Below are 23009 nucleotides of genomic sequence, written 5' to 3'. Positions count from 1 at the left end.
TCGGTTATCCACAGGCTCCGGCACGCCATGGCGCCAACGCCTAGGCTGGCTTCCGTCAGGGGGACGAGCACCGACTCGTACGAACAGGGGGCATCCATGACCGGGAACGACCAGGGGAACGTGCCGAGCAGGCAGCGAAAGCGGTTCCCCGGCATCTCCTCGCGGGCCTATGAACATCCGGCCGACCGCTCGGCGCTGGTCGCGCTGCGGAAACTCACCGGTTTCGACACCGCTTTCAAGGCACTCAGCGGACTCCTCCCCGAGCGCAGCCTGAGACTGCTCTTCCTCTCCGACTCCGTCCGGGTGAGCGACGCGCAGTTCAGCCAGCTCAACGACATGCTGAGGGACGCCTGTTACATCCTGGACCTGGAGAAGGTCCCGTCGATGTACGTCACGCAGGACCCCAAGCCCAACGCGATGTGCATCGGCATGGACGAGCCGATCATCGTGGTCACCACCGGCCTGGTGGAGCTGCTCGACGAGGAGGAGATGCGGGCGGTCATCGGCCACGAGGTGGGGCACGCGCTCTCCGGCCACTCCGTGTACCGCACGATCCTTCTCTTCCTCACCAACCTCGCGCTCAAGATCGCCTGGGTGCCGCTGGGGACCGTGGCGATCACGGCCATCGTGACGGCGCTGCGCGAGTGGTTCCGGAAGTCGGAGCTCTCCGCCGACCGGGCCGGGCTCCTCGTCGGGCAGGACGTGCAGGCCTCGATGCGCGGTCTGATGAAGATCGCCGGCGGCAACCACCTCCACGAGATGAACGTGGACGCGTTCCTCGCCCAGGCCGACGAGTACGAGAAGGCCGGCGACCTGCGGGACTCGGTCCTGAAGATCCTCAACGTGCTGCCGCGCTCGCACCCCTTCACCACCGTGCGGGCCGCCGAGCTGAAGAAGTGGTCGGAGAGCCGCGACCACCAGCGGATCATGGACGGGCACTACCCCCGGCGCTCCGAGGACAAGGACACCTCGGTCACGGACGCCTTCCGCGAGTCGGCGGGGCACTACGCCGAGACGGTGCGGACCAGCAAGGATCCGCTGATCAAGCTCGTCGGGGACATAGCCGGTGGCGCCGGTGACCTCGCGGGCGACCTGGGCGGGCGGCTGCGCAACCGCTTCGGCGGCGGGCAGGGCAACGGCCAGGGCTCCAAGGAGACCGACGGCGAGCCCGGCGGCGGGGCCGCGGACGGGAAGACCGGGGACGGCAAGTCCGGGGACGGTCAGAGCGAGGGCTGAGCGCTCGGCGCCAGCGCACCGCACAGGGACGGGGCCGCGGGCCTGGTCGTGGCGTACGGGTCGGTGACCGTCGGCCCGCCCGCCTCCGGGGCCCGCGCTCCGGCCAGGAGCGGCTCCAGGGTGCCGGTGGAGCCGGGGCCGCACGCCTGCGGTCCGGCCTCCACCGTGCTGGCCAGCAGCTCGGCCCGGTGCATGCGCAGGTCCTCGCGGTCGAAGCGGAAGTGCATCACGCGGTGGACGGTGAAGAGCGACGCCGGGGCGGCCGGTCCCGCGCCCTCGGTCGCCGGGCGCAGCGCGTAGGTGAACGTGTGGTCGGCGGTGACGTCCAGCGTGTCAGGGCCGGACTCCTCGAAGCGGAGCGTGCCCTGCACGCGGGTGCCCGGGTCGGCGAGCGCGACCTGCCGCGGGTCGAAGCGGACGAGCCAGCCGGCGAGGGCGTGCCGTCCGTCGTCGGCCGGTGACTCGACGCTCCGGTCGAACTGCTCCAGCTGGTCCGGGTCGAGCAGCAGCCGCACGGGCCGCACGGTCGTCCCGGAGAGGGTGTCGGGCGCCAGGGACGAGGCGACCAGGTAGTCCTTGGCGATGCTGAGGGCGGCGACGACCTGGCTCTCGGCGAAGTGGGAGGTGCGCCCGACGACCGGCAGATTGATGCCGGCGGCTCCCGTGCGGAACTCGGCGACCGGACTGTGGTCGAAGAGCTGATCGGGTTGCCCGCCGGGGACGGTGCCCTGCGGGGCGAGCGGGACCACGGTGGTCCGCAGCGGTGCGGCCCGCTCGTCGACGGGGGGCTGGTACGGGTTGCGGACGCCCAGGTAGATGGCGGTGCCGAAGGCGAGGAGGATCAGCAGGACCAGCAGGACGGCCTGGCGGGAGCCGGTTCTGCCCTCCCGGCCGGCTCGGGACCGGACGGCCTGGGCGTACTCGCCCATCCGCTCCTGGGCGGAGAACTCCTGGAGGCGGGCAGCACGGACGAACGCCTCGTCGAAGACGACGGATCGGTATTCGTCCTCACCACCGCCGGGGAGACCCTCGGGTGTCCCCTCAGGCGGGTCGCCACGCCCTGCCATACCTTCAGGGTAGGTCGGCGGAGGCTTTGGTAAACGCCGAGGTGCGCGACAACTTCGGAAGAGTTCCGCCGTCAGGGTGTACGGGGAGCGACGGAGACCCGCGGCGGCGCGTATGCGGCGGACGGGGCCGGGGCCGGGTTCGGGGTGTCCACGCCGGTGGTGGCAGGCGGGGGGATCCGGTCCTGGCGATTGGCGACGGCGCCGCGGTAGACGGCGCTGAAGGCGAGGGCGACCATGCCGATGCCCATGAGGAGGGCCAGGGCCCAGGCGACGGGCCGGTGCCAGCGGGGGCTGCCCCGGTAGGGGCGCAGGGCGCCGCCGTGGCGGCCGTAGGGGCTGGCGTCGTCCCCGATGTCGTCGGGCTCGTAGGTGAGGCCGACGGGGTCGCAGCCGTCCTCGTAGGGGTCGTCGTCGGACGATCCGCCGCCGGCGCGGGCCCGGGCGGATTCGGCCTCGGCGCGGGCCTGGGCGGCGGCGAGGAGTCGCTCGACAGCGCTCGGCTCGTGCACCGCTGCGGCCCGTACGAAGGCCTCGTCGAAGACCACGGTGGCGTAGTCCTCGGACGCGCCTCCGCGGTCGACAGAGTCCTCAGGGTCCCCGCCGTCCGGAAACGGCGTGCCCCCCACGTCGTCCGGCACGGTTTCAGAGTAGACCCGGGAGGTGGTTTTGGGCAGGGAGCGTGCGAACCCTCCCCGCCCGTACCGAAAGGAGCCGGTTATCGAACGTGACCGTCGCCGGTGACGATGTACTTGGTCGACGTCAGCTCGGGAAGCCCCATGGGGCCCCGGGCGTGGAGCTTCTGGGTGGAGATGCCGATCTCGGCGCCGAATCCGAACTGCCCGCCGTCCGTGAACCGGGTGGAGGCGTTCACGGCCACCGTGGTGGAGTCGACCAGCTGGGTGAAACGGCGCGCCGCGGCCTGCGAGGTGGTGACGATCGCCTCGGTGTGACCGGACGACCACGTGCGGATGTGCTCCACGGCCTTGTCGAGGGAGTCGACGACGGCGGCGGCGATGTCGTAGGAGAGGTACTCGGTCTCCCAGTCCTCGGGCGTGGCCGGTACGACGGTGGCCTTGGAGGCCGGGGCGTGGGCGAGGACGCGCTCGTCGGCGTGGACGGTGACGCCGGCCTCGGCGAGGGCGTCGAGGGCCCGGGGCAGGAAGGCGTCGGCGATGTCCTGGTGGACGAGGAGGGTCTCGGCGGCGTTGCAGACGCTGGGCCGCTGGGCCTTGGAGTTGACCAGGATGTCCACGGCCATGTCGAGGTCGGCGTTGGCGTCGACGTAGACGTGGCAGTTGCCGGTGCCGGTCTCGATGACCGGGACGGTGGACTCCTCGACGACGGTGCGGATGAGGGAGGCGCCGCCGCGCGGGATGAGGACGTCGACGAGGCCGCGGGCGCGCATCAGCTCGCGGACCGATTCGCGGGACTCGCCGGGGACGAGCTGGATGGCGTCGGCGGGCAGTCCGGCGCCGCCGACGGCGTCGCGCAGGACCTTCACCAGGGCGGTGTTGGAGGCGTACGCGGAGGACGAGCCGCGGAGCAGGACTGCGTTGCCGGACTTGAGGCAGAGGGCGGCGGCGTCCACGGTGACGTTGGGGCGGGCCTCGTAGATGATGCCGACGACGCCGAGCGGGACGCGGACCTGGCGGAGGTCGATGCCGTTGGGGAGGGTCGAGCCGCGGACGACCTCGCCGACGGGGTCGGGCAGCGCGGCGACGTGGCGGACGTCGGCGGCGATGGCCCGGACGCGCTCCGGGGTGAGGGTGAGACGGTCGATGATGCCCTCGTCGGTGCCGGCCTCACGGGCCTTGGCGATGTCCTCGGCGTTGGCCTCGACGATCTCGGCGGTACGGACTTCGAGGGCGTCCGCGATCGCCAGCAGGGCATCGTCCTTGGCCGAGCGCGGGAGTGGCGCGATTTCGGCGGCGGCGCCACGGGCCCGGTAGGCGGCCCGGGTGACCGGGGAGAGGTTGTCGAGGGGCGTGAGCGAGGTCATGTCCGCAGGGTACTGGCACCCCTGCGGACATCCCTCACGTATCCCGCACTCCGAGACACCCTCAGTAGGGGTGGACGCCGACCGGGGCGGCCGGTGGCGGGCCGTAGCCCTCCGCGATCCGCTGGTGGTAGGTCTCGCGGTCGATGACCTCGAGGCCGACGATCTCCCAGGGCGGCAGCTTGGCGGTCTGGCGGTGCTCGCCCCACAGGCGCAGGGCGACGGCCGCGGCGTCGTGCAGGTCGCGGGCCTCCTCCCAGTACCGGATCTCGGCGTGGTCGTTGGCGTAGCGGCTGGTCAGCAGGAAGGGGTGGTCATGGGCCAGCTGTTCGAGCCCGCGCCGCACCTCCTTCAGCGGTGACTCCGCTCCGGAGACGCTGAGGGTGATGTGCCAGAGTTTGGACAGGGGCCGCTCCTCGGCGCGTGATTCCCGTGTCTCGGTGGTGGTCTCGGTCTTCGTGTCCGTGGACCTGCCCCGTGCCTCGTCGAAGTCGGCTCCGGCCTCGACACTGGTCAGGGCGCGTTCGGCAGTCCCGCGGGGCGGTGCCCCAGGGCGCGCTCGTCTCACCGGCGGCCTCCTGTGTGATGCGTGTGGTGCTGTACCCCGCCTTGCTGCTTACCCCCGAGACAAAGTTGACCAGCCCGAGGCGGCAGATGGGGCGGTTTTGGTAAACGTCCCTTCCGGATGGCCGTACTTTCAGCCGTTTCAGCGGATGACGACCAGGTCGTCGCGGTGGACTACCTCGCGCTCGTACTCAGGGCCGAGTTCCCGGGCGAGCTCGGGGGTGGACCGGCCGAGGAGCTGGGGGATCTCCTTGGCGTCGAAGTTGACGAGTCCGCGGGCGACGGCCCGTCCCGCGGTGTCGCGGAGTTCGACGGGGTCACCGGCGACGAAGTCGCCCTCGACGCCCGCGATACCGGCCGCGAGCAGGGACTTCTTGCCCTCGACGACGGCCCGTACGGCTCCGTCGTCCAGGGTCAGGGAGCCCTGCGGGGTGGAGGCGTGGGCGAGCCAGAGGAGCCGGTCGGCGGAGCGGCGGCCGGTGGGGTGGAAGTACGTGCCGGTGTCACGGCCCGCGAGGGCGTCGGCGGCGCGACTCGCGGAGGTGAGGACCACGGGGGTGCCGGCGGCGGCGGCGATCCGGGCCGCTTCGACCTTGGTGACCATGCCGCCGGTGCCGACGCCGGCCTTGCCCGCCGCGCCGATCTCGACGTGGGCGATGTCCTGGGGGCCGGTGACCTGCGCGATCCGCGCGGTGCCGGGCTTGGCCGGGTCGCCGTCGTACAGCCCGTCGACGTCGGAGAGCAGGACGAGCAGGTCCGCCCGGACGAGGTGGGCGACGAGGGCGGCGAGCCGGTCGTTGTCGCCGAAGCGGATCTCGTCCGTGGCGACGGTGTCGTTCTCGTTGACGACGGGCAGCGCGCCCATGGCGAGGAGCTGGTCGAGCGTCCGGTAGGCGTTGCGGTAGTGGGCGCGGCGGCTGGTGTCGTCCGTGGTGAGGAGGACCTGGCCGACGCGGACGCCGTAGCGGGCGAAGGAGGCGGTGTAGCGGGCGACGAGGAGGCCTTGGCCGACGCTGGCGGCGGCCTGCTGGCGGGCGAGGTCCTTGGGGCGGCGGGTGAGGCCGAGCGGTGCGAGACCGGCCGCGATGGCGCCGGAGGAGACGAGGACGATCTCCTTCTCGCCGCCGCTGCGGACCTTGGCGAGGACGTCCACGAGGGCGTCGACGCGGTCGGCGTCGAGGCCTCCGGAGGCGGTGGTGAGCGAGGAGGAGCCGACCTTGACGACGATCCTGCGGGCCTCCGTCACGTACTGCCTTGCCACGTCCGTCTGTCCCGTCACCTGCGTCGTCACCTGCGTCGTCCTCACTCGGCTGTCCCACGCGCCGCGTGTGCCCCGCTGCGGCTGCCAGGCAATCTACGCGAGCCGGGAGGGCTGCCGCTCGTCCATTCCGTTCTCTGGACCGGACCCGTCCGGGCCCTCGGGCGGCTTGCGGGGCACCAGGATCCGCTGGGAGATCAGATAGGTGAACGGGATCGCGACGACGGCCGCGACGAGGGGCGCGATCCTGTCGTCCATGCCGGCCCAGGTGACGAGCGCGTACAGGCCGACGCTCTGCACCAGGTAGTTCGTGACGTTGGTGAGGGGGAAGAGGGCGAACTTCTTCCAGGTCGGCCGGGTGCGGTAGGTGAAGTAGGTGTTCAGGAAGAAGGAGCCGACCATGCTGAGGAGGAAGGCGAGGGAGTACGCGGCGAAGTACGGCATCCAGGGGTGGAGCAGCAGGTAACACCCGAAGAACGTGCAGGTGTTGACGCCGCCGACCAGCGCGAACCGGAAGATCTCGGCCAGCCGCGCCCGCCGCGCGCCCCCCACGGCCCGCGCGCCTCCCGCGCCGGACGCGCCGGACGCCATCAGTGGTCCCTGTCGGTGGCCACGACGCGGATGCGCTCGGCGGCGGCACGCTCGGCCGCCCCGCGCCCGAAGGAGCGGTGGGTCTCCTTCACGAGGAAGTGCGGCCGCCGTTTCGTCTCGTAGTAGATCCGGCCGATGTACTCGCCGATCAGGCCCAGCATCACCATCTGCACTCCCCCGAGCCCCACGATGATCGCGACCAGGGTGACGTATCCGGGTGCGGTGACGCCCTGGGTGATCGCCGCGACGGCCACCCAGGCCGCGTACAGGACGGCGAGGCCGCTGAGCATCATTCCCAGCCAGAGCGCGATGCGCAGCGGGCGGTTGTTGAAGGAGATCAGCCCGTCCATGCCGTAGTTGAGCAGGGAGCTGAACTTCCACTTCGTCTCACCGCCCTCGCGCGCGGCGTTCTGGTAGTCGAAGGTGACGGTGTCGAAGCCGATCCAGGAGAAGAGACCCTTGGAGAAGCGGTTGTACTCGGGCAGCGAGAGCAGGGCGTCGACGGCGGGGCGGGACAGCAGGCGGAAGTCCCCGACCCCGTCGGTGAGTTCCACGTCGACCCAGCGATTGACGGCCCGGTAGTACACGCGGCTGAGCGCCGAGCGGAGCTTCTTGTCCCCCTCACGGGTCCGCCGCGCCATGACCTGGTCGTGACCCTGCTGGTAGAGGTCCAGCATGCGCGCGAGGAGCTCGGGCGGGTGCTGGAGATCGGCGTCCATGATCACCACGGCGTCACCAGTGGACTTGCGCAGGCCGGCGAGCATGGCGGCCTCCTTGCCGAAGTTGCGGCTGAAGGAGGCGTACTGGGTGCGGTGCGGGTGCCGGGCGGCGATCGCGCGCAGCTTGGCGAGGGTTCCGTCGGAGCTGCCGTCGTCCACGTAACAGATCTCGTACCCGACCGGGAGGCCGTCGAGCACCTGGCGCATGCGCGCGTCGAACCGTTCGACGACGTCCTCCTCGTTGTAGCAGGGGACGACGACGGAGAGCCTGGTCATGGAACGGTCACTCCAGAGGGATGAGCGAGAGTACGTCCTGAGGGACCGCCACCGAACTCTGCTTCGAGCAGCGCGGCCACGGTACGGAGCGGCGGTGACCGCCGGGCGTCTCCCGGGTGACCTCTCCCGGTCGGCATGTCGTCCATGCAGCAAAGCATGCGGGGAAGATATTCATATACCGGGCATCCATACCCATTTGTCACCCATAGAGACGCCGTGCCCGCGAACCTTGACCACCTGGAGCGATGACCGGTGAGTAGGACGACCCCTCCGGAGCACAGTGATGCACCGCTCCCCACCGACACCAGGGACGAGGACGGAGCCGGGGACGGGCGTAAGGGCGGGGGCACGGTCGGGCCCCGGCGGGCCCTGTCCTGGATCGCCCTCGTCGTCTCCGCCGGGGCGGGCGCGCTCCTCTCGGTCGGCGCCTTCCTCGGGCTCTACGTCCGCCCCACGTCGGACGACTGGTGCGCCCTGTGGAAGGCCCGCGACATGGGCGTCCTGGGCATCACCTGGGACTTCTACCGCACCCAGAACGGGCGCGTCACCAACGCCTTCCTCACCGGCCTGATCTACTCCGACGACATGCGGGGGCCGAAACTGCTGCCCACCCTCCTCGTGGTCACGCTCGGCGCCGGACTCCTCCTCCTCGGCCGCGCCGCGCTGCGCGCCCTGCGCCTGCCCGGCCCTCCCCCGGTCCTGCTCGCCGCCGCCGCGGCGCTCCTCTCCGCGCTGCTGTTCTTCGCCGGCACCCGCTCGTACCAGGTCCTGCTCTGGGCCCCGGCGACCATCTCCCACACCCTGCCGAGCGTGATCGGCCTCGGGGCGGTGCTCTGCGCCGTCCGGGCGGCGCAGAGCGGCCACCGATGGGCCCGGACCACGGCGGTGGCCGCGGCGTTCCCGACCGGGGCGGCGCTCGGCATGCTCAGCGAACCCTTCGCCATGGTGGCCGGGCTGCTCGCGGGCACCACCGCTCTCCTCTGCCTGCCCAGGCTCGGCTGGACGAAGGACCGGTACGTGCCGACCTGGTGCGCGTCGGCCTGCCTCGGGCTCGCCACCGGCCTCGTCCTGCTCTCCACGTCACCCGGCGCGCGGTGGCGGCGCGCCCAGCATCCGCAGGAGCCGCTGACGGCCGCGGTGGTGGGAGAAACGTTCCGCGACTGGTGGCACGTGTGGGAGACGATCGGGGGCCAGGGGGCGTACGCGGGCGCAGCCGCCGTCGGCGCGCTCCTGGGCCTCGGCCTGGGCATGACCCGCGCCCCGGGCGACGCGCCGGGCCGCGCCCCGGCGCACGGCGGGACCGCCGCCGGGCTCCCCCCGCGCCGGCTCTTCCGGATCGCGGTGCTCCTGCCGCTGCCGCTCATCGCCCTCGCGAGCCTGGCCGTCACGTACGGGCTGCGCACCGGCTACGGAGACGTGGGCTGGACGTACGGGCGCACCTGGACGAGCTTCCTGCTCCCGCTGCTGCTCGCGCTCTGCGCGTACGGAACGTGGGGCGGGTACCGGCTGGGGCTCCTGCTCCGGGCGCCCGGCCGGCCCGCCGCCCGCGCCGCGGTGCTGGTCGCGGTGGGCGCGGTCGCCGTCGGGAGCACGGCCGCCCTGGTGCGGCCGGTGTACGAGCTGACCACGAGCACGGTGGTACGCGCGACCGCCTGGGACCGGCAGAACGCGCGGATCCGGGCGGAGGTCGCGGCGGGCGCCCGCGAGGTCGCGTACGAACCGCTCCTCGTCGGCGGGCTGACGGAGCCGCTGTTCGCCCGCACGTACGAGCGGGACTGGGCGGCGCAGTGCGCGGCCACGTACTACGGCGTGGACCGCATTCACCGCCCCTGACGGCACGGCCCGCGACACGACGGAGTGGGGCGCCCCGGACCTGACCCGGGACGCCCCACTCCGTACGACGAGCTGACAGCTACGAACTACGCCGTGCGGGACGACCGGTTCGCGCCCCAGCCCTCCCAGGCGGAGCTGATCATGGAGCGGACGTCGTGACGGGCCTTCCAGCCGAGCTCCGACTCGATGCGCTCCGCGGAGGCGACCACGCGGGCCGGGTCGCCCGGCCGGCGCGGGGTGACGAGGGGCTCGACGCTGTGACCGGTGATCTCGTTGATCAGGTCGACCATCTCGCGCACCGACACGCCCTCGCCGCGCCCGATGTTCAGGGTCAGCGCGGCCGTCTCGCCGGCCTCGCCCGCCGCGGCGAGCGTGCGGGCCGCCGCGAGGTGGGCGTCCGCGATGTCGGCGACGTGGATGTAGTCGCGGATGCAGGTGCCGTCCGGCGTCGGGTAGTCGTCGCCGAAGATGCGCGGGGACTCGCCGGCGTCGAGCCGCTCGAAGACCATCGGCACCAGGTTGAAGACACCGGTGTCGGCGAGCTCGGGGGCCGCGGCGCCCGCCACGTTGAAGTACCGCAGGCAGGCGGTGGAGATCCCGTGGGCCTGGCCGACGGCGCGCGCCATCCACTCGCCGACGAGCTTGGTCTCGCCGTACGGGCTGAGCGGCAGGCACTCGGTGTCCTCGGTGACGAGGTCCACGTCGGGCATGCCGTAGACGGATGCGGAGGAGGAGAAGAGGAAGCTCTTCACCCCGGCGCCGGCGGCGGCCTCCAGGATGGTCTGCAGGCCCGTCACGTTCTCGCGGTAGTAGAACAGCGGCTGCTCGACCGACTCGCCGACCTGCTTCTTGGCCGCCAGGTGGACGATGCCCTCGACCGCGTGCTCGCGCAGCACCCGGTCGAGGAACTCGCGGTCCAGGACCGAGCCCTTCTCGAGCGCGACGCCCTGCGGGACGCGCGCCGGGTTGCCCGTGCTGAGGTCGTCGACCACGACGACACGCTCGCCGGCCTCGGTCATTGCTTTGACGACGTGGGAACCGATGTATCCGGCGCCGCCGGTGATGAGCCAGGTCATTCCGACAGTTTAGCCACAGGCCGGAGGCCGCCCGGCGGACCGCGGAAAGGTCCGCCGGGGGCCGCGCACCACCGCTTCCCTAGCGTTCGATCTCCGCGAACACCGCGTCCCACCGGTCGAGGACGCTCGGCAGCGACAGGCGCGCGACGTGCTCCCGCCCCGCCGCGCCGTACCGCCGCCGCCGCCCGGCGTCGTCCATGAGCTCGCCGAACGCGGCGGCGAGCCCCGGCACGTCCGCCGGCGGCACCAGGGTGCCCGTGACACCGTCGTCGACGAGCTCCCGGACACCGCCCGACACGTCGAAGCTCACACACGGCACCCCGCACGCGGCGGCCTCCGCCAGGGCCATCGGGCGTCCCTCGCGCTCACTGCTGATCGCGACGACGGACAGCTCGCGGTAGGCGGCCGCCATGTCCTTGACCGTGCCCCGCAGGACGACCTGGTCGGCGACGCCGAGGTCCTCGGCCTTCATCCGCAGCTCGTTCTCCAGCGGACCGTCGCCGAAGAGATGCAGCTCCCAGCCCTCGCGACCCGCACCCTTGCGACCCGCGCCCTTGCCGCCCGCGCGGGCCTGCGCGAAGGCCTCGATCATCCGGTCGTACCGCTTGATCGGGTCGAGCCGGCCGACCGCGCCGATCTTGCGGGTGTCGAGCGGAGCCCGCTCGTCCGGGTAGAACGGCAGCGGGTTCGGCATGACCCGGACGTTCGGCACGCGCTGGTTGACGAACTCGACGGCGTCCCCCTGGGAGAGGACAAGGGTCTGCTCCAGGGCCGGGTAGTGGCGCCGGATCAGCTTCAGGTTGGCGCTGCGCCGGGCCTGCGCGAAGGACTCGTGGTACTGCCCGATGCCCTTCAGATGACGCCAGTCCAGCGGCATGACCCAGTCCACCGCCCACGGCGACCCGAAGACGATGTAGCCGTCCTCGACCGCCGACAGCCTGCGCTGCATCTCCGCCCGCGCGTGCTCGCGGGCGGCCCGCGCCCGGCGGGCGTCGGCGCGCCGCGCCAGGCTGAGCCGGTCGCCGACCGTCCGCACCGGCGGCCTGGGGGCCGCGGCCGGCGGGTAGAGCGTCGCATGGCGGTACGCGCGCGTGGCGTTGTACGGGAAGGGCTCGGCGCTCGGCCGGATGCCGATCAGCTCGACGCGGTGGCCCCGCTCGCCCATGCCCTGGGCGAGGGTGTGCAGCACCCGCTGGGATCCGCCCATCGAGTCGACGTCGACACCGACGAAGAACACGTTGCGGGCAGGGGAGGCCTCAGTCATGGGTGCCGCCTTCGAAAAAAGCGTCGACCACCAGCTTGCTCGCGTGGCCGGTCTCGTACGAGCAGAACATCTCCTGGAAGCGCGCGTAGCGCTGGGCGTGCCGCTCCCGCACGCCCTCCAGGTCCAGCACGGCGGCGGCGAGGTCCTCGGTGGTCGTCAGCATCGGCCCCGGCGCGATGTCCTCGAGGTCGTAGTACGTGCCCCGGTCGCCGCCCTTGTAGTCCTCGTAGTCGTCCGTGTACAGCAGTATCGGGCGACCGGTGTTCGCGTAGTCGAACATCAGCGACGAGTAGTCCGTGAGGACCGCGTCCGAGATCAGCATCAGGTCGTTGACGTCGGCGAACGCCGAGCCGTCCCGGAGGAAGTGGCCGAGCTCCGGAGCGACCGTGAACCGGTCGTACGGGTGGGCGCGCACGACGACGGTCCACTCGTCGGACAGGTACGGGGCCAGCGCCTCGAAGTCCACCCGGATCGACTGTCCGGTGCGGCGGGCCGCGTCCCGGAAGGTCGGCGCGTAGAGCAGCACCTTGCGGCCGGCCGGGATGTCCAGGGCCTCGCGGGCGGCGGCCGCCCTGGCCCGCTGCTCCGGCTCCGCCCAGCGCACGAGCACGTCGTTGCGCGGGTAGCCGGAGCGGATCAGGTCGGCCTGGACCTCGAAGGCCGGGACGAAGGTCCGCTCGAACTCGGCGCTCGGGCAGACGAGCGCGTCCCAGCGGCCGACGGCGGCGCGGAACCGCCCCTTCTCGATCTCCGAGGCACCGCGCAGCGACGGGACGTCGAAGCCCATCGCCTTGAAGGTCTGGCCGTGCCAGGTCTGGAGGTACCGGGTGCCCTTGGGCTTCGCGTACAGGTACGGCAGGTTGTGCGAGTCGACCCAGTACGTGGCCCGGGCCAGCGCGCGGCCGTAGGCGAAGCTGCCGCGCTTCACGAGCGTGACGTCGTCGGGGAAGGAGTCCCGGCTTCCGGAGTAGGCCCAGACCACGTCGATCGGGAGGGCGCGGCGCTTGAGCTCCTCGTAGACGTAGCGGGGGTTGTCCGCGTAGCCGCGGCCCTCCACCGCCTCGAAGACGGCCAGGCCGCGCTTGCGCGGGAGCCGGGCGACGGCGTCGTAGGCCGTGGCCTTGCCCTCGTTGCCGACGAGGATCTTCTTGACCTTGCCGACCTTGGCCTTGGTCTTGCGGGCGTAGGGGCCGAGCGGTTCGAGGGACTTCAGGACGCCGGAGCGCTGCCAGGTCACCTCGAGGCGCCCCGCGCCCTTCTGTTCGGCCTGGACCCGCAGGTGGTGGATGCCGAACTTGTGGTACCTGAGGGTGGCGCGGAAGTCGGGCTGGTCGTGCTGGGCGAGCAGGATGTCCGTACGCCGCGCGCCGTCCTGCTCCAGGGCGATGACCGGGTGGCGGCGGGTCGCCACGCCGACCTTGCCGACCGGGACCTTCCGCAGGTCGAGCTCGGCCTTGGACACGTACTGGCCGTGGCCGTCCGGGACGAGCGTGAGCGGCACCGTCAGCGGCGTCTTGTGGGCGGCCAGTTTGGCCGACGCCTGGGTGTCCTCGGTGATCAGGCCGACCGGGTCGTACGTACGGATCTCCAGGCGCAGGACCGGGCCGAGCATCGACACGGAGGTCAGCTCGTGCCGCAGGCGCCCGCTGCCGAGGGACTGCTCGCGCAGGTGCCACTCGCCGAGGTCCAGCTCGCTGCGGCTCGCGTCGTCGGCGGGCGCGACGTCGCCCCAGTAGGGGACGCCGTCCACCTCGGTCACGGCACGCGGCGCGAGCTGCGGCCTGCCGAACTGGCGGGCGGCCACGGCGGCCTCCTCCAGCCTGCCGGTGCGCAGCAGGTGGAGGCAGACGCGCTCCTCGCGCGAGAGCCGCTCGTAGGTCTCGTCGGCGATCTCGTCGAGGTACGGGGTGACCTCGTCGGCGAACTCCGCGATCCAGTCGCCGTCACGGAACGGCAGGTCGCCGAGGTACAGACGGAAGTCGTGGCGGAGGAATTTGTGGTCCTTCTCGGCGCGGAGCCCGGTGTCGCCGCGCTCCTCCAGCCAGGCGTCGATCAGCCGGGCCACGCCGATGCGGTCGCGGACGTTCTGGATCTTGTGCCGGCTCGACGAGATGGAGACGCTCTCCGGTGCGAGGCGCCAGGTGTAGACGGACCACGGCACGACGGCGAAGGTCTCCGCGAGCGTGTACGCCTGCGCGGAGAACAGCTGGTCCTCGTAGTGGATGCCCTCGGGGAAGGCGAGTCCGTTGTCCCGGATGAAGCCGGTGCGGTAGAGCTTGTTCGTCGACAGGTGGTCGAAGAAGTACTCGGGCCGCTCGGCGATGCCCGCCACGACCCGCTGCTCGGCGAAGAGGTGCGGGTACCACAGGCCCGTCGTGTCGGACGCCTCGTAGAGCCGGGTCACCTCACCGGTCACGAAGTCGACGCCGGTCTCCTCGGCGACGAGCAGCATGCTCTTGCAGGCGTGCCGCGGCAGTTCGTCGTCGCTGTCGAGGAACATGACGTACGGGGCGCGGGCGATCGCGATGCCGCGATTGCGGGGGGCGCTGCAGCCGCCGCTGTTCTGCTCCAGGCGCGCGTAGCGCACGCGGGGGTCGGCGGCCTCCAGGGCCCGCGCGACGCGCTCGGTGCCATCGGTCGAGCAGTCGTCGGCGATGATCACTTCAAGATTGTTCAGGGTCTGGTCGAGTACGGACCGAACCGCTCGCGGGAGCCGTTCCTCATCGTTGTAGACGATGACGACGACGCTCACATCGGGGACGTCGCTAGTCGGCATCCAAGTCCTCTCACACAGGCATGCGGTAGTACAGAGCGCGCTCACAGTTGATTGATGAACGCCCCCGCCGACCGCCAAGTCACGACCCGGCGGGAAATTGTTCCGAAACCAGTCTCCCCCTCATCGGGTGATGTTCACCCCTTCGCCAGGAGCCTCCTGATTCGTCCGGACACCACCTGGCGGGCACCCGCCGCGCCGCCCGTGAGCCGGAGGGTCAGGCCGCGCCGCGCCGAGGCCACGACCTGGACGAGGAGGACGCGGCCGAACCTGCCGAGGACCACGCCGCGCCGGCCGGCGAACCCCTCCGGGGCCCTGACCTCGGCGCAGCCGGTCGAGCCGTCCGCGTAGCGCAGCTCGGCGCGGAGCGACCAGGAGGCGAGCCGGCCGGCGCGGAGCAGCTTCGCGGTGGGGACGCGGACGGTGGCGGTCCAGCCCTCGTCGGCGGGGAGCAGCGGGGCCTCGGCGGAGAGCGTCGCGGCCGATACGCGTTCGGTGAACCCGACCCGGACGGAGACGGGGCGCAGGGCGCCGACCCGCCCGTACAGCTCATGCACGGTGAGGGTCACCCGGGTCCCCCCGCCGACGGCGACGGCGCCGTCCACGGCGACCGGCAGCCGGGCGGGGGGCAGCTCGGCGAGACCGTCCAGCGGTACGTCGGCCGGGGCGGCGGCCAGCACCGGGGCGCCGTCCCCGGCACGGCGGTACGGCGGGACGAGCCGCGGGCGGCCGGCGGCGAGCTCGGCGAACCGGGTGAGTTCACGCCCTTCGGGTACGGCGGCGAGGGCCGTGATCCCGGCGTACAGCCAGCGGTTCGGCGCCGGGGCGGCGGCGACCGCGGCGTCGTCGAAGCCGGCGAGGTGGTCACGGGTGAGCGTCCACCAGTCGGCGCGGTAGGCGGCGGTCCGCCGCGGCAGTTCGCGGAGGTACATGGGGAGGTCGTAGTCGAGGAACTTCGTCTGCGCGGCGACGGCGAGCGCGGGACGCTCCGCCTTGCGGAACACCTCGACGACGGCGCGGTGCGCGGCGACCCGGTGCTCCCAGTTCGCCAGGGAGGCCTGGCGCAGCGAGATCGACAGGTTCGCGGCCCGGCGCCGCACGTGCCAGACGTACAGCGGCACGTCGGTGACGGCGAGCCGGGGGGCGGCGGCCTGGACGCGGGCGCCGAAGACGAAGTCCTCGTAGTGGAAGGCGCCTTCGGGGAAGCGGATCGCATGGTCGTTCAGGAAGTCACGGCGGTAGAGCTTGTTGACGGAGAGGGTGTCGAGGACCAGTTCGGGGTGCCCTTCGACGCCGTCGAGGACGGCGCCGGGGAGGGTCGCGCCCCGGGAGACGTCGTACAGCGAGGCCGCCCAGACGGTCTCGCGGCCCTCGGGGAGCTCGCGCCGCACGCAGAGGCCGGTGACGACGTCCGCGCGCTCCTGCTCCGCGACGGCGAGGAGCGCGTCGACGCCGTCGGGGATCAGCACGTCGTCGCTGTCGAGGAACAGGACGTACGGGTGGACGGCGGCGGCGATGCCGTCGTTACGGGGGGTGCCGCAGCCGCCGCTGTTGACGTCGCGGAGCAGCGGGCGCACCCGCGGCTCGCCGGCGAACCCGGCGATCACGTCGGGCGTCGCGTCCCGGGAGGCGTCGTCGACGACGACGACCTCGCCGACGGCCTCGCCCTGGGCCAGGGCGGAACGGATCGCGTCGCCTACGTGCTCGGCGTCGTCGTACGCGATGACGACGACACTGACCCGTGCCGCGCCGAGTGGCCTGGGGGGCTCGATCATCCGGGCATCGTAGCGGCGCGCACACGGAACGTGAGCACGGAAGGTGAAAAGAGAGGGCCGCCGAAAGCATCGGCGGCCCTCTCCTCGCGACGGACCCCCGGGAAGGGGGCGAGCTCGTCCTAGAAGGGGTCGAACTCGTCGTACTCGCGCTGCGCGTCGTCCCGCTGCGCGTCCCGGTCGCGGCGGCGCTGCGCCGCCGGACGCGGGGCCTCCAGACGGTGGTCCTCGCCACGGCGGCCGAGCATCTCGGCGCCCGCCATCATCGTCGGCTCCCAGTCGAAGACGACCGCGTTGTCCTCGGTGCCGATCGCGACGCCGTCGCCGGCGCGGGCGCCCGCCTTCATCAGCTTGTCCTCGACGCCGAGGCGGTTGAGGCGGTCGGCCAGGTAGCCCACGGCCTCGTCGTTGTTGAAGTCGGTCTGGCGGACCCAGCGCTCGGGCTTGTCGCCGCGCACCCGGTAGACGTCCTCGGCCTCGTCGTACGTGACGGTGAAGCCCGCGTCGTCGACGGCCTTCGGCGTGATGACGATCCGGGTCGCCTCCTCCTTCGGCTTGGCAGCGCGCGCTTCCGCGACGATGCCGGCGAGGGCGAAGGAGAGCTCCTTGAGACCCGTACGGGCCACGGCGGAGGCCTCGTACACCTGGTAGCCGCGCGCCTCCAGGTCCGGGCGGATCATGTCCGCGAGGTCCTGGCCGTCCGGGATGTCGATCTTGTTGAGGACGACGATCCGGGGCCGGTCCTCGAGACCGCCGTACTGCCGGAGCTCCTCCTCGATGATGTCGAGGTCGGAGACCGGGTCGCGGTCGGACTCCAGCGTCGCCGTGTCCAGGACGTGCACGAGGACCGAGCAGCGCTCCACGTGGCGCAGGAACTCCAGGCCCAGGCCGCGGCCCTGGCTGGCGCCCGGGATCAGGCCCGGCACGTCGGCGATCGTGTAGACGGTCGAGCCGGCGGTCACCACGCCCAGGTTCGGGACGAGCGTCGTGAAGGGGTAGTCGGCGATCTTCGGCTTGGCGGCCGACAGAACGGAGATGAGCGAGGACTTGCCCGCGCTCGGGTAGCCGACGAGCGCCACGTCGGCGACGGTCTTGAGCTCCAGGACGATGTCCCGCGACTCGCCGGGCTCGCCGAGGAGGGCGAAGCCGGGGGCCTTGCGGCGGGCGGAGGCCAGCGCGGCGTTGCCGAGGCCGCCGCGGCCGCCCTGGCCCGCGACGAAGGTGGTGCCTTCGCCGACGAGGTCGGCGAGGACGTTGCCCTGCTTGTCGAGGACGACGGTGCCGTCGGGAACGGTCAGGACGAGGTCCTGGCCCTCCTTGCCGGAGCGGTTGTCACCGGCGCCGGGCTGGCCGTTGGTGGCCTTGCGGTGCGGCGAGTGGTGGTACTCGAGCAGCGTGGTGACCGACTGGTCGACGACCAGGGTCACGTCTCCGCCGCGGCCACCGTTGCCGCCGTCGGGTCCGCCGAGCGGCTTGAACTTCTCCCGGTGAACGGAGGCGCAGCCGTGGCCTCCGTTACCCGCGGCGACATGCAGCTCGACGCGGTCCACGAAGGTGGTCATGGTTGTGCCTCCAGTTTGGGGGTACCCCCGGCCGAAGGGTGGGGGAGTACGGAATGTCTATCTAGTAACACGCGAAAGGCGGACCCGCTTCCCGTACGGGAAGTGAGGTCCGCCTCCGCAAAGATCCGATCAGGCGACCGGAACGATGTTCACGACCTTGCGGCCACGGTGCGTGCCGAACTGCACCGAGCCGGGCAGCAGGGCGAACAGCGTGTCGTCGCCGCCACGGCCGACGCCCGCGCCGGGGTGGAAGTGGGTGCCGCGCTGGCGGACGAGGATCTCACCAGCGGAAACGACCTGACCGCCGAAGCGCTTCACGCCGAGCCGCTGAGCGTTGGAATCGCGCCCGTTCCGGGTGGACGATGCGCCCTTCTTGTGTGCCATGTCTCAGTCCCTCTTACTTCGCAGCCGCGGGGATACCGGTGACCTTGATCGCCGTGTACTGCTGGCGGTGACCCTGGCGACGGCGGTAGCCGGTCTTGTTCTTGTAGCGCAGGATGTCGATCTTGGCGCCCTTGTGGTGGTCCACGACCTCGGCCGTGACCTTGATACCGGCCAGGACCCACGGGTCGCTGGTCACGGCGTCGCCGTCGACAACGAGCAGGGTCGAGAGCTCGACCGTGTCGCCAACCTTGGCAGTGGAAATCTTGTCAACCTCAACGATGTCGCCGACAGCAACCTTGTGCTGGCGACCACCGCTGCGCACGATGGCGTACACGCGGATCTCTCTCTCACTCGGGATGAAAACCTCTGAAGCCAGCCGCTCACACGGACCCGAGGGCCCGCGGCGTTCCGGGAATCGGACGAGCGGCCTCTCCCGACGAGCGGGAGGGAGTTGCTCAGAGGCGCGACGCGTCCAGTCAGACACGCCGACGGTCTAGGTTACGGGCGGCTGCCACAAGGGGTCAAATTCGCCCGACCGGGTGCGGGCCGCCCTTGAAGGGGACGGCCCGCACTCGGGGGATCAGTCCTGGGCCGGAGCCGTGGTCTTCTCCGCCGCCTTCTTGGCCGGGGCCTTCTTGGCGGTGGTCTTCTTCGCCGCGGTCTTCTTGGTCGCCGCCGTCTTCTTGGTGGCGGCCTTCTTGGCCGTGGTGGTGGCCTTCTTGGCGGTCTTGCGCGCGGCCGTCTTCTTGGCCGGCGCGGCCTCGGGCTCGGCCTCGGCGTCCGCCGTGGCGGCCTCGGTCTCGGCCGGGGCCGTGGCGACCACCAGGACGGCGGCCTCCTCGGCGCCCGCGGGGGAACCGGCGGGAGCGGTGGCCTTGCGGACGACCCGGCGACGGGCACGCGGCGGGGCGGCCACGGGGGCCTCCTCGACGGCGGGCTCGGGCGCGGTCTCCACAGCGGTCTCCACAGCCGCCTCCACGACGGGCTCCGGCTCCGTGGCGGCCACGGGGGCCTCCTCGGCGACCGGCGCGGCCACCGGCTCGACGACGGCGGGCTCGGCGGCCTCCGTGGTCGACACGACCGGGGACGTCACCCGGCGCGTGGCGCGACGGCGGCCACGCGGGGCCGGGGCCGCGGTCTCCTCGACCACGGGCTCGGCCACCGGCTCGACGGCCGTCTCGACCTCGGCGACGGGGGTCGGCGCGACGACCGGCTCCGGCTCCACCGGCTCCACGACGTAGGTCTCGGTCTCCACGACCGGGGCCGGGGCGACCGGCGCGGACACCCGGCGGGTGGCGCGGCGGCGGCCACGACCGCGCGTGGCGGCGGCCTCGGCCTCGGCGATGCTGCCGTACAGCTCCTCGTCCGGGGCGATGGGCTCGGGCAGGGCGACCGGCGCGGCCAGCTCCGCCGCGACCTCGGCCTCGGTCTCGGTCTCCGCCTCGGCACCGGACTCGACGGTCTCGTGCTCGTGCTCGTGGACGTGCTCGGCGCCACCGCGGCGCTTCTTCGCCCGCTTGCCGCCACCGCCGCCGGCGGCCGCCGGCTGCTCCATGTGGACGATGACACCGCGGCCGTTGCAGTGGACGCAGGTCTCGGAGAAGGACTCCAGGAGGCCCTGGCCGACCCGCTTGCGGGTCATCTGGACCAGGCCGAGCGAGGTGACCTCGGCCACCTGGTGCTTGGTCCGGTCACGGCCCAGGCACTCCAGGAGGCGGCGCAGCACCAGGTCGCGGTTGGACTCCAGGACCATGTCGATGAAGTCGATGACGACGATGCCGCCGAGGTCGCGCAGGCGCAGCTGACGCACGATCTCCTCGGCCGCTTCGAGGTTGTTCCTCGTCACGGTCTCTTCGAGGTTGCCGCCCTGGCCGGTGAACTTGCCGGTGTTGACGTCGACGACGATCATCGCCTCGGTCTTGTCGATCACCAGCGAGCCGCCGGACGGGAGCCAGACCTTGCGGTCCAGCGCCTTCATGAGCTGCTCGTCGATCCGGTACGTCGCGAAGACGTCGACCTCGCTCGTCCACTTGGACAGGCGGTCGGCCAGGTCCGGGGCGACGTGCGAGACGTAGCCGTGGATGGTGTCCCACGCCTCGTCGCCGCTGACGATGACCTTGGAGAAGTCCTCGTTGAAGATGTCGCGGACGACCCGGACGGTCATGTCCGGCTCGCCGTAGAGCAGGCTCGGCGCGCTCGTCGAGATCTGCTGCGCCTTCGTCTGGATGTCCTCCCACTGCGCCTGCAGTCGCTCGACGTCGCGGCGCAGCTCGTCCTCGCTCGCGCCCTCGGCGGCGGTGCGCACGATGACACCCGCGTCCTCGGGGACGATCTTCTTGAGGATGGTCTTCAGGCGGGCGCGCTCGGTGTCCGGGAGCTTGCGGCTGATGCCGGTCATCGAGCCCTCGGGCACGTACACGAGGTAGCGGCCGGGCAGGGAGACCTGGCTGGTCAGACGGGCGCCCTTGTGGCCGATCGGGTCCTTCGTGACCTGCACGAGGACCGACTGGCCGGACTTGAGGGCGGTCTCGATGCGGCGCGGGCCGTGGCCCATGCCGAGCGCCTCGAAGTTGACCTCACCGGCGTACAGGACGGCGTTGCGGCCCTTGCCGATGTCGACGAACGCGGCCTCCATCGACGGCAGGACGTTCTGGACCTTGCCCAGATAGACGTTGCCGACGTACGAGGTGGCCTGCTCCTTGTTGACGTAGTGCTCCACGAGCACGTTGTCTTCCAGGACGCCGATCTGGGTGCGCTCGCCGCTCTGGCGGACGACCATGACGCGCTCGACGGCCTCGCGGCGGGCCAGGAACTCGGCCTCGGTGATGATCGGGACGCGGCGGCGGCCCTGCTCGCGGCCCTCGCGGCGCCGCTGCTTCTTGGCCTCCAGGCGGGTCGAGCCCTTGATGGACTGGACCTCGTCGGCGCTCGTGCCGGCCTCGGCCTTCTCGCGGGCCGGGCGGGGCTCGCGGACCTTGACGACCGTACGGACGCCTTCCTCGTCGGTGCCCTCGACGTCGGCGGAGGCGTCCCCGCTGCGACGGCGACGGCGGCGACGGCGACGGGAGCTGCTGGAGCCGCCGGCGTACGCCTCGGCGTCGTCCTGCTCCTCCTCGCCCTCCTCGGCCTCGGTGTCGTCCTCGGCGCGGAGCTCGTCCGACTCCTCGGACTCCTCGACCTCGGTGAGCTCACCGCGGCGACGGCGACGGCCGCCACGGCGGCGACGGCGGGACGGGCGGTCGCCGTACTCGTCCGTCTCCTCGGCCTCCTCGGTCTCCTCGAGCTCGTCCGCGACGGCCTCGACCTCGGGCTCGTCGGCGACGGTCGCGGGGACGGGCTCGACGGCGACGGGCTCGCCGCGGCGGCGGCGACGACGGCGGGAGCCGGCCTCGGCGCGCTCGGTGGCCTCGGGGATCTCGATGGGCCCGGCCGGCTCGACGGCCTCGGCCTCGACCTCGACGGTCTCGTCGAGCTCGTCCTCCTCCGGCTCCTCCGGCTCCACGACCTCGGCGGCCGCCATGGCGGCCGTCTCCGGGGTCTGGAACATCGGCTCGGAGAAGACCGGGGCCTGGAAGACGGCGACGGCGGGACGCTCGGCGCGACGGGCGCGGGACGTCTCCGGCTTCGTGACCGGCTCGGAGGTGAACTGCGGCGAGGTGGCGCGGCGGCGGCCGCGACCCCGGGTGGCGGCGGTCTCGGCGGCGGCGACCTCGGCCTCTTCGGCGGCGATCTGCGCGACGGCGGCCTGCGGCAGCGACTCACCGGTGCTGGCGGCCTCGACGGCGGGCTCGGGGGTCGCCTCGGGGGTCGCCTCGGGCGAGGTGACCCTACGGGTGGCGCGGCGGCGGGTGCGCGGGGCGGGCGCGGCGGCCTCTTCGACCGGAGCGGCGGCGGTCTCGGCGACCGGCGCGGCCTCGACCGCGGGCTCCTCGACAGCGGCCGTGGACGTCACCGGCGCGGTGGCCTTACGGGTGGCGCGACGGCGGGTGCGCGGCGCGGCCTCGGCGGCCTCTTGGACCGGAGCGGCGGCGGTCTCGGCGACCGGCGCGGCCTCGACCGCGGGCTCCTCGACAGCGGCCGTGGACGTCACCGGGGCGGTGGCCTTACGGGTGGCGCGGCGGCGCGTCGGACGCGCCGGAGCGGCCTCTTCGGCCGGGGCGGCGGCGGTCTCGGCGACCGGCGCGGCCGCCGCGGGGGTCTCCGCGGGGACGTCCGCGAGGGGGGCACCGACCTCGACCGTCTCCACGGCGGGTGCGGTGGCCTTGCGGGTGGCGCGGCGGCGGGTGCGCGGCGCGGGGGCGGCCTCGGCCTCGACCGGCGCGGCCTCCACGGCCGGGGTCTCGGCGGTCGCCTTGGTCTCGGCGGCCTCGGTGCCCGCCGTCACCGGCGGACCGGCGGGGCGGGAAGCGGCGCGGCGCCGACGGCGCGGCGGCAGCTTGTCACCGGGGGCATTGGTGTCTTCGTTGGACTCGAGCATGCGGGCGGTTCTCCCGTCGCGCTCCCGGGCGCCGCGCCTGGTTCCGGTCCGGCGGCACGATCACGCCTGTGGCGCGGTGCCGCCGTCCGGGGCGCGGGCGCCGCACGGGAGCTGATGTCTGGCTCGCCGGTTCCGTACGCCCTGTGCGTACGGCCTGGCGA

Annotated in this window: 17 protein-coding genes; 2 read left to right on the top strand and 15 right to left on the bottom strand. The window is 72.5% G+C overall.

All coding sequences use genetic code 11. The annotated features are described in order from the left end of the window. The first annotated feature begins 96 nt into the window (after positions 1 to 96). Positions 97 to 1236 (top strand): M48 family metallopeptidase, encoded by a 1140-nt coding sequence (locus tag ACIBG6_RS11295; protein ID WP_399222317.1) that lies wholly within the window; start codon positions 97 to 99, stop codon positions 1234 to 1236. Here the strand turns inward: ACIBG6_RS11295 and ACIBG6_RS11290 are convergent. The 7 genes from ACIBG6_RS11290 to ACIBG6_RS11260 all read right to left on the bottom strand — a co-directional run bounded on the left by ACIBG6_RS11290 (position 1221) and on the right by ACIBG6_RS11260 (position 7707). Continuing rightward, positions 1221 to 2303, bottom strand: coding sequence for a hypothetical protein (locus tag ACIBG6_RS11290; protein ID WP_399222316.1), 1083 nt, complete (start codon positions 2301 to 2303; stop codon positions 1221 to 1223). The genes ACIBG6_RS11295 and ACIBG6_RS11290 overlap by 16 nt on opposite strands. A gap of 71 nt (positions 2304 to 2374) precedes the next feature. Next, positions 2375 to 2941, bottom strand: coding sequence for a hypothetical protein (locus ACIBG6_RS11285; protein WP_399222315.1), 567 nt, complete (start codon positions 2939 to 2941; stop codon positions 2375 to 2377). 77 nt (positions 2942 to 3018) lie between these two features. Beyond that, positions 3019 to 4302, bottom strand: coding sequence for a glutamate-5-semialdehyde dehydrogenase (locus tag ACIBG6_RS11280; protein WP_329623493.1), 1284 nt, complete (start codon positions 4300 to 4302; stop codon positions 3019 to 3021). A 61-nt stretch (positions 4303 to 4363) separates the two neighbouring features. Next, positions 4364 to 4867 carry a hypothetical protein gene (locus ACIBG6_RS11275; RefSeq protein WP_384145163.1) on the bottom strand — a complete coding sequence of 168 codons (504 nt, stop codon included), beginning with the start codon at positions 4865 to 4867 and terminating at the stop codon, positions 4364 to 4366. Positions 4868 to 5005: 138 nt separating this feature from the next. Continuing rightward, positions 5006 to 6109, bottom strand: coding sequence for a glutamate 5-kinase (proB, locus tag ACIBG6_RS11270; protein ID WP_399222683.1), 1104 nt, complete (start codon positions 6107 to 6109; stop codon positions 5006 to 5008). A 108-nt stretch (positions 6110 to 6217) separates the two neighbouring features. Beyond that, positions 6218 to 6712, bottom strand: coding sequence for a GtrA family protein (locus tag ACIBG6_RS11265; protein ID WP_399222314.1), 495 nt, complete (start codon positions 6710 to 6712; stop codon positions 6218 to 6220). Continuing rightward, on the bottom strand, positions 6712 to 7707 hold the full coding sequence (locus ACIBG6_RS11260; RefSeq protein WP_399222313.1) for a glycosyltransferase family 2 protein: 996 nt from the start codon (positions 7705 to 7707) through the stop codon (positions 6712 to 6714). The genes ACIBG6_RS11265 and ACIBG6_RS11260 overlap by 1 nt, the downstream gene beginning before the upstream one ends. Positions 7708 to 7959: 252 nt before the next feature. Between ACIBG6_RS11260 and ACIBG6_RS11255 the strand changes: the two genes are divergently transcribed. After that, on the top strand, positions 7960 to 9540 hold the full coding sequence (locus ACIBG6_RS11255) for a hypothetical protein (protein ID WP_399222312.1): 1581 nt from the start codon (positions 7960 to 7962) through the stop codon (positions 9538 to 9540). Between the two features lie 86 nt (positions 9541 to 9626). Here the strand turns inward: ACIBG6_RS11255 and galE are convergent, their stop codons facing one another. The 8 genes from galE to ACIBG6_RS11215 form a co-directional block, all read right to left on the bottom strand. After that, a complete protein-coding gene (gene galE / locus ACIBG6_RS11250; RefSeq protein ID WP_399222311.1) occupies positions 9627 to 10616 on the bottom strand; it encodes a UDP-glucose 4-epimerase GalE in 990 nt (329 codons plus the stop codon). A 79-nt stretch (positions 10617 to 10695) separates the two neighbouring features. Next, entirely contained in the window at positions 10696 to 11880 is a 1185-nt protein-coding gene (locus tag ACIBG6_RS11245) for a glycosyltransferase (RefSeq protein WP_399222310.1), read from the bottom strand. Continuing rightward, complete coding sequence (locus ACIBG6_RS11240) at positions 11873 to 14656, bottom strand: CDP-glycerol:glycerophosphate glycerophosphotransferase (protein WP_399222309.1); 2784 nt, start codon at positions 14654 to 14656, stop codon at positions 11873 to 11875. The genes ACIBG6_RS11245 and ACIBG6_RS11240 overlap by 8 nt, the downstream gene beginning before the upstream one ends. Before the next feature lie 134 nt (positions 14657 to 14790). Beyond that, entirely contained in the window at positions 14791 to 16428 is a 1638-nt protein-coding gene (locus ACIBG6_RS11235) for a glycosyltransferase (RefSeq protein ID WP_399222308.1), read from the bottom strand. A gap of 119 nt (positions 16429 to 16547) precedes the next feature. After that, the gene (gene obgE, locus ACIBG6_RS11230; RefSeq protein WP_329623484.1) at positions 16548 to 17987 is read right to left on the bottom strand and encodes a GTPase ObgE; all 1440 of its coding nucleotides are present in this window, start codon (positions 17985 to 17987) and stop codon (positions 16548 to 16550) included. Between the two features lie 129 nt (positions 17988 to 18116). Continuing rightward, positions 18117 to 18371: a 50S ribosomal protein L27 gene (gene rpmA, locus ACIBG6_RS11225; protein WP_024756701.1), complete on the bottom strand. Its 255-nt coding sequence runs from the start codon at positions 18369 to 18371 to the stop codon at positions 18117 to 18119. A 13-nt stretch (positions 18372 to 18384) separates the two neighbouring features. Then, a complete protein-coding gene (gene rplU / locus ACIBG6_RS11220; RefSeq protein ID WP_015033583.1) occupies positions 18385 to 18705 on the bottom strand; it encodes a 50S ribosomal protein L21 in 321 nt (106 codons plus the stop codon). Positions 18706 to 18951: 246 nt separating this feature from the next. Beyond that, entirely contained in the window at positions 18952 to 22848 is a 3897-nt protein-coding gene (locus tag ACIBG6_RS11215; RefSeq protein ID WP_399222307.1) for an Rne/Rng family ribonuclease, read from the bottom strand. Positions 22849 to 23009: the final 161 nt, after the last annotated feature.

This window comes from Streptomyces sp. NPDC050842, assembly GCF_044456565.1.
GTDB lineage: Bacteria > Actinomycetota > Actinomycetes > Streptomycetales > Streptomycetaceae > Streptomyces.
Note: the sequence above shows the minus strand (reverse complement) of the source record. Positions and strands in the feature narration are given on the sequence as shown.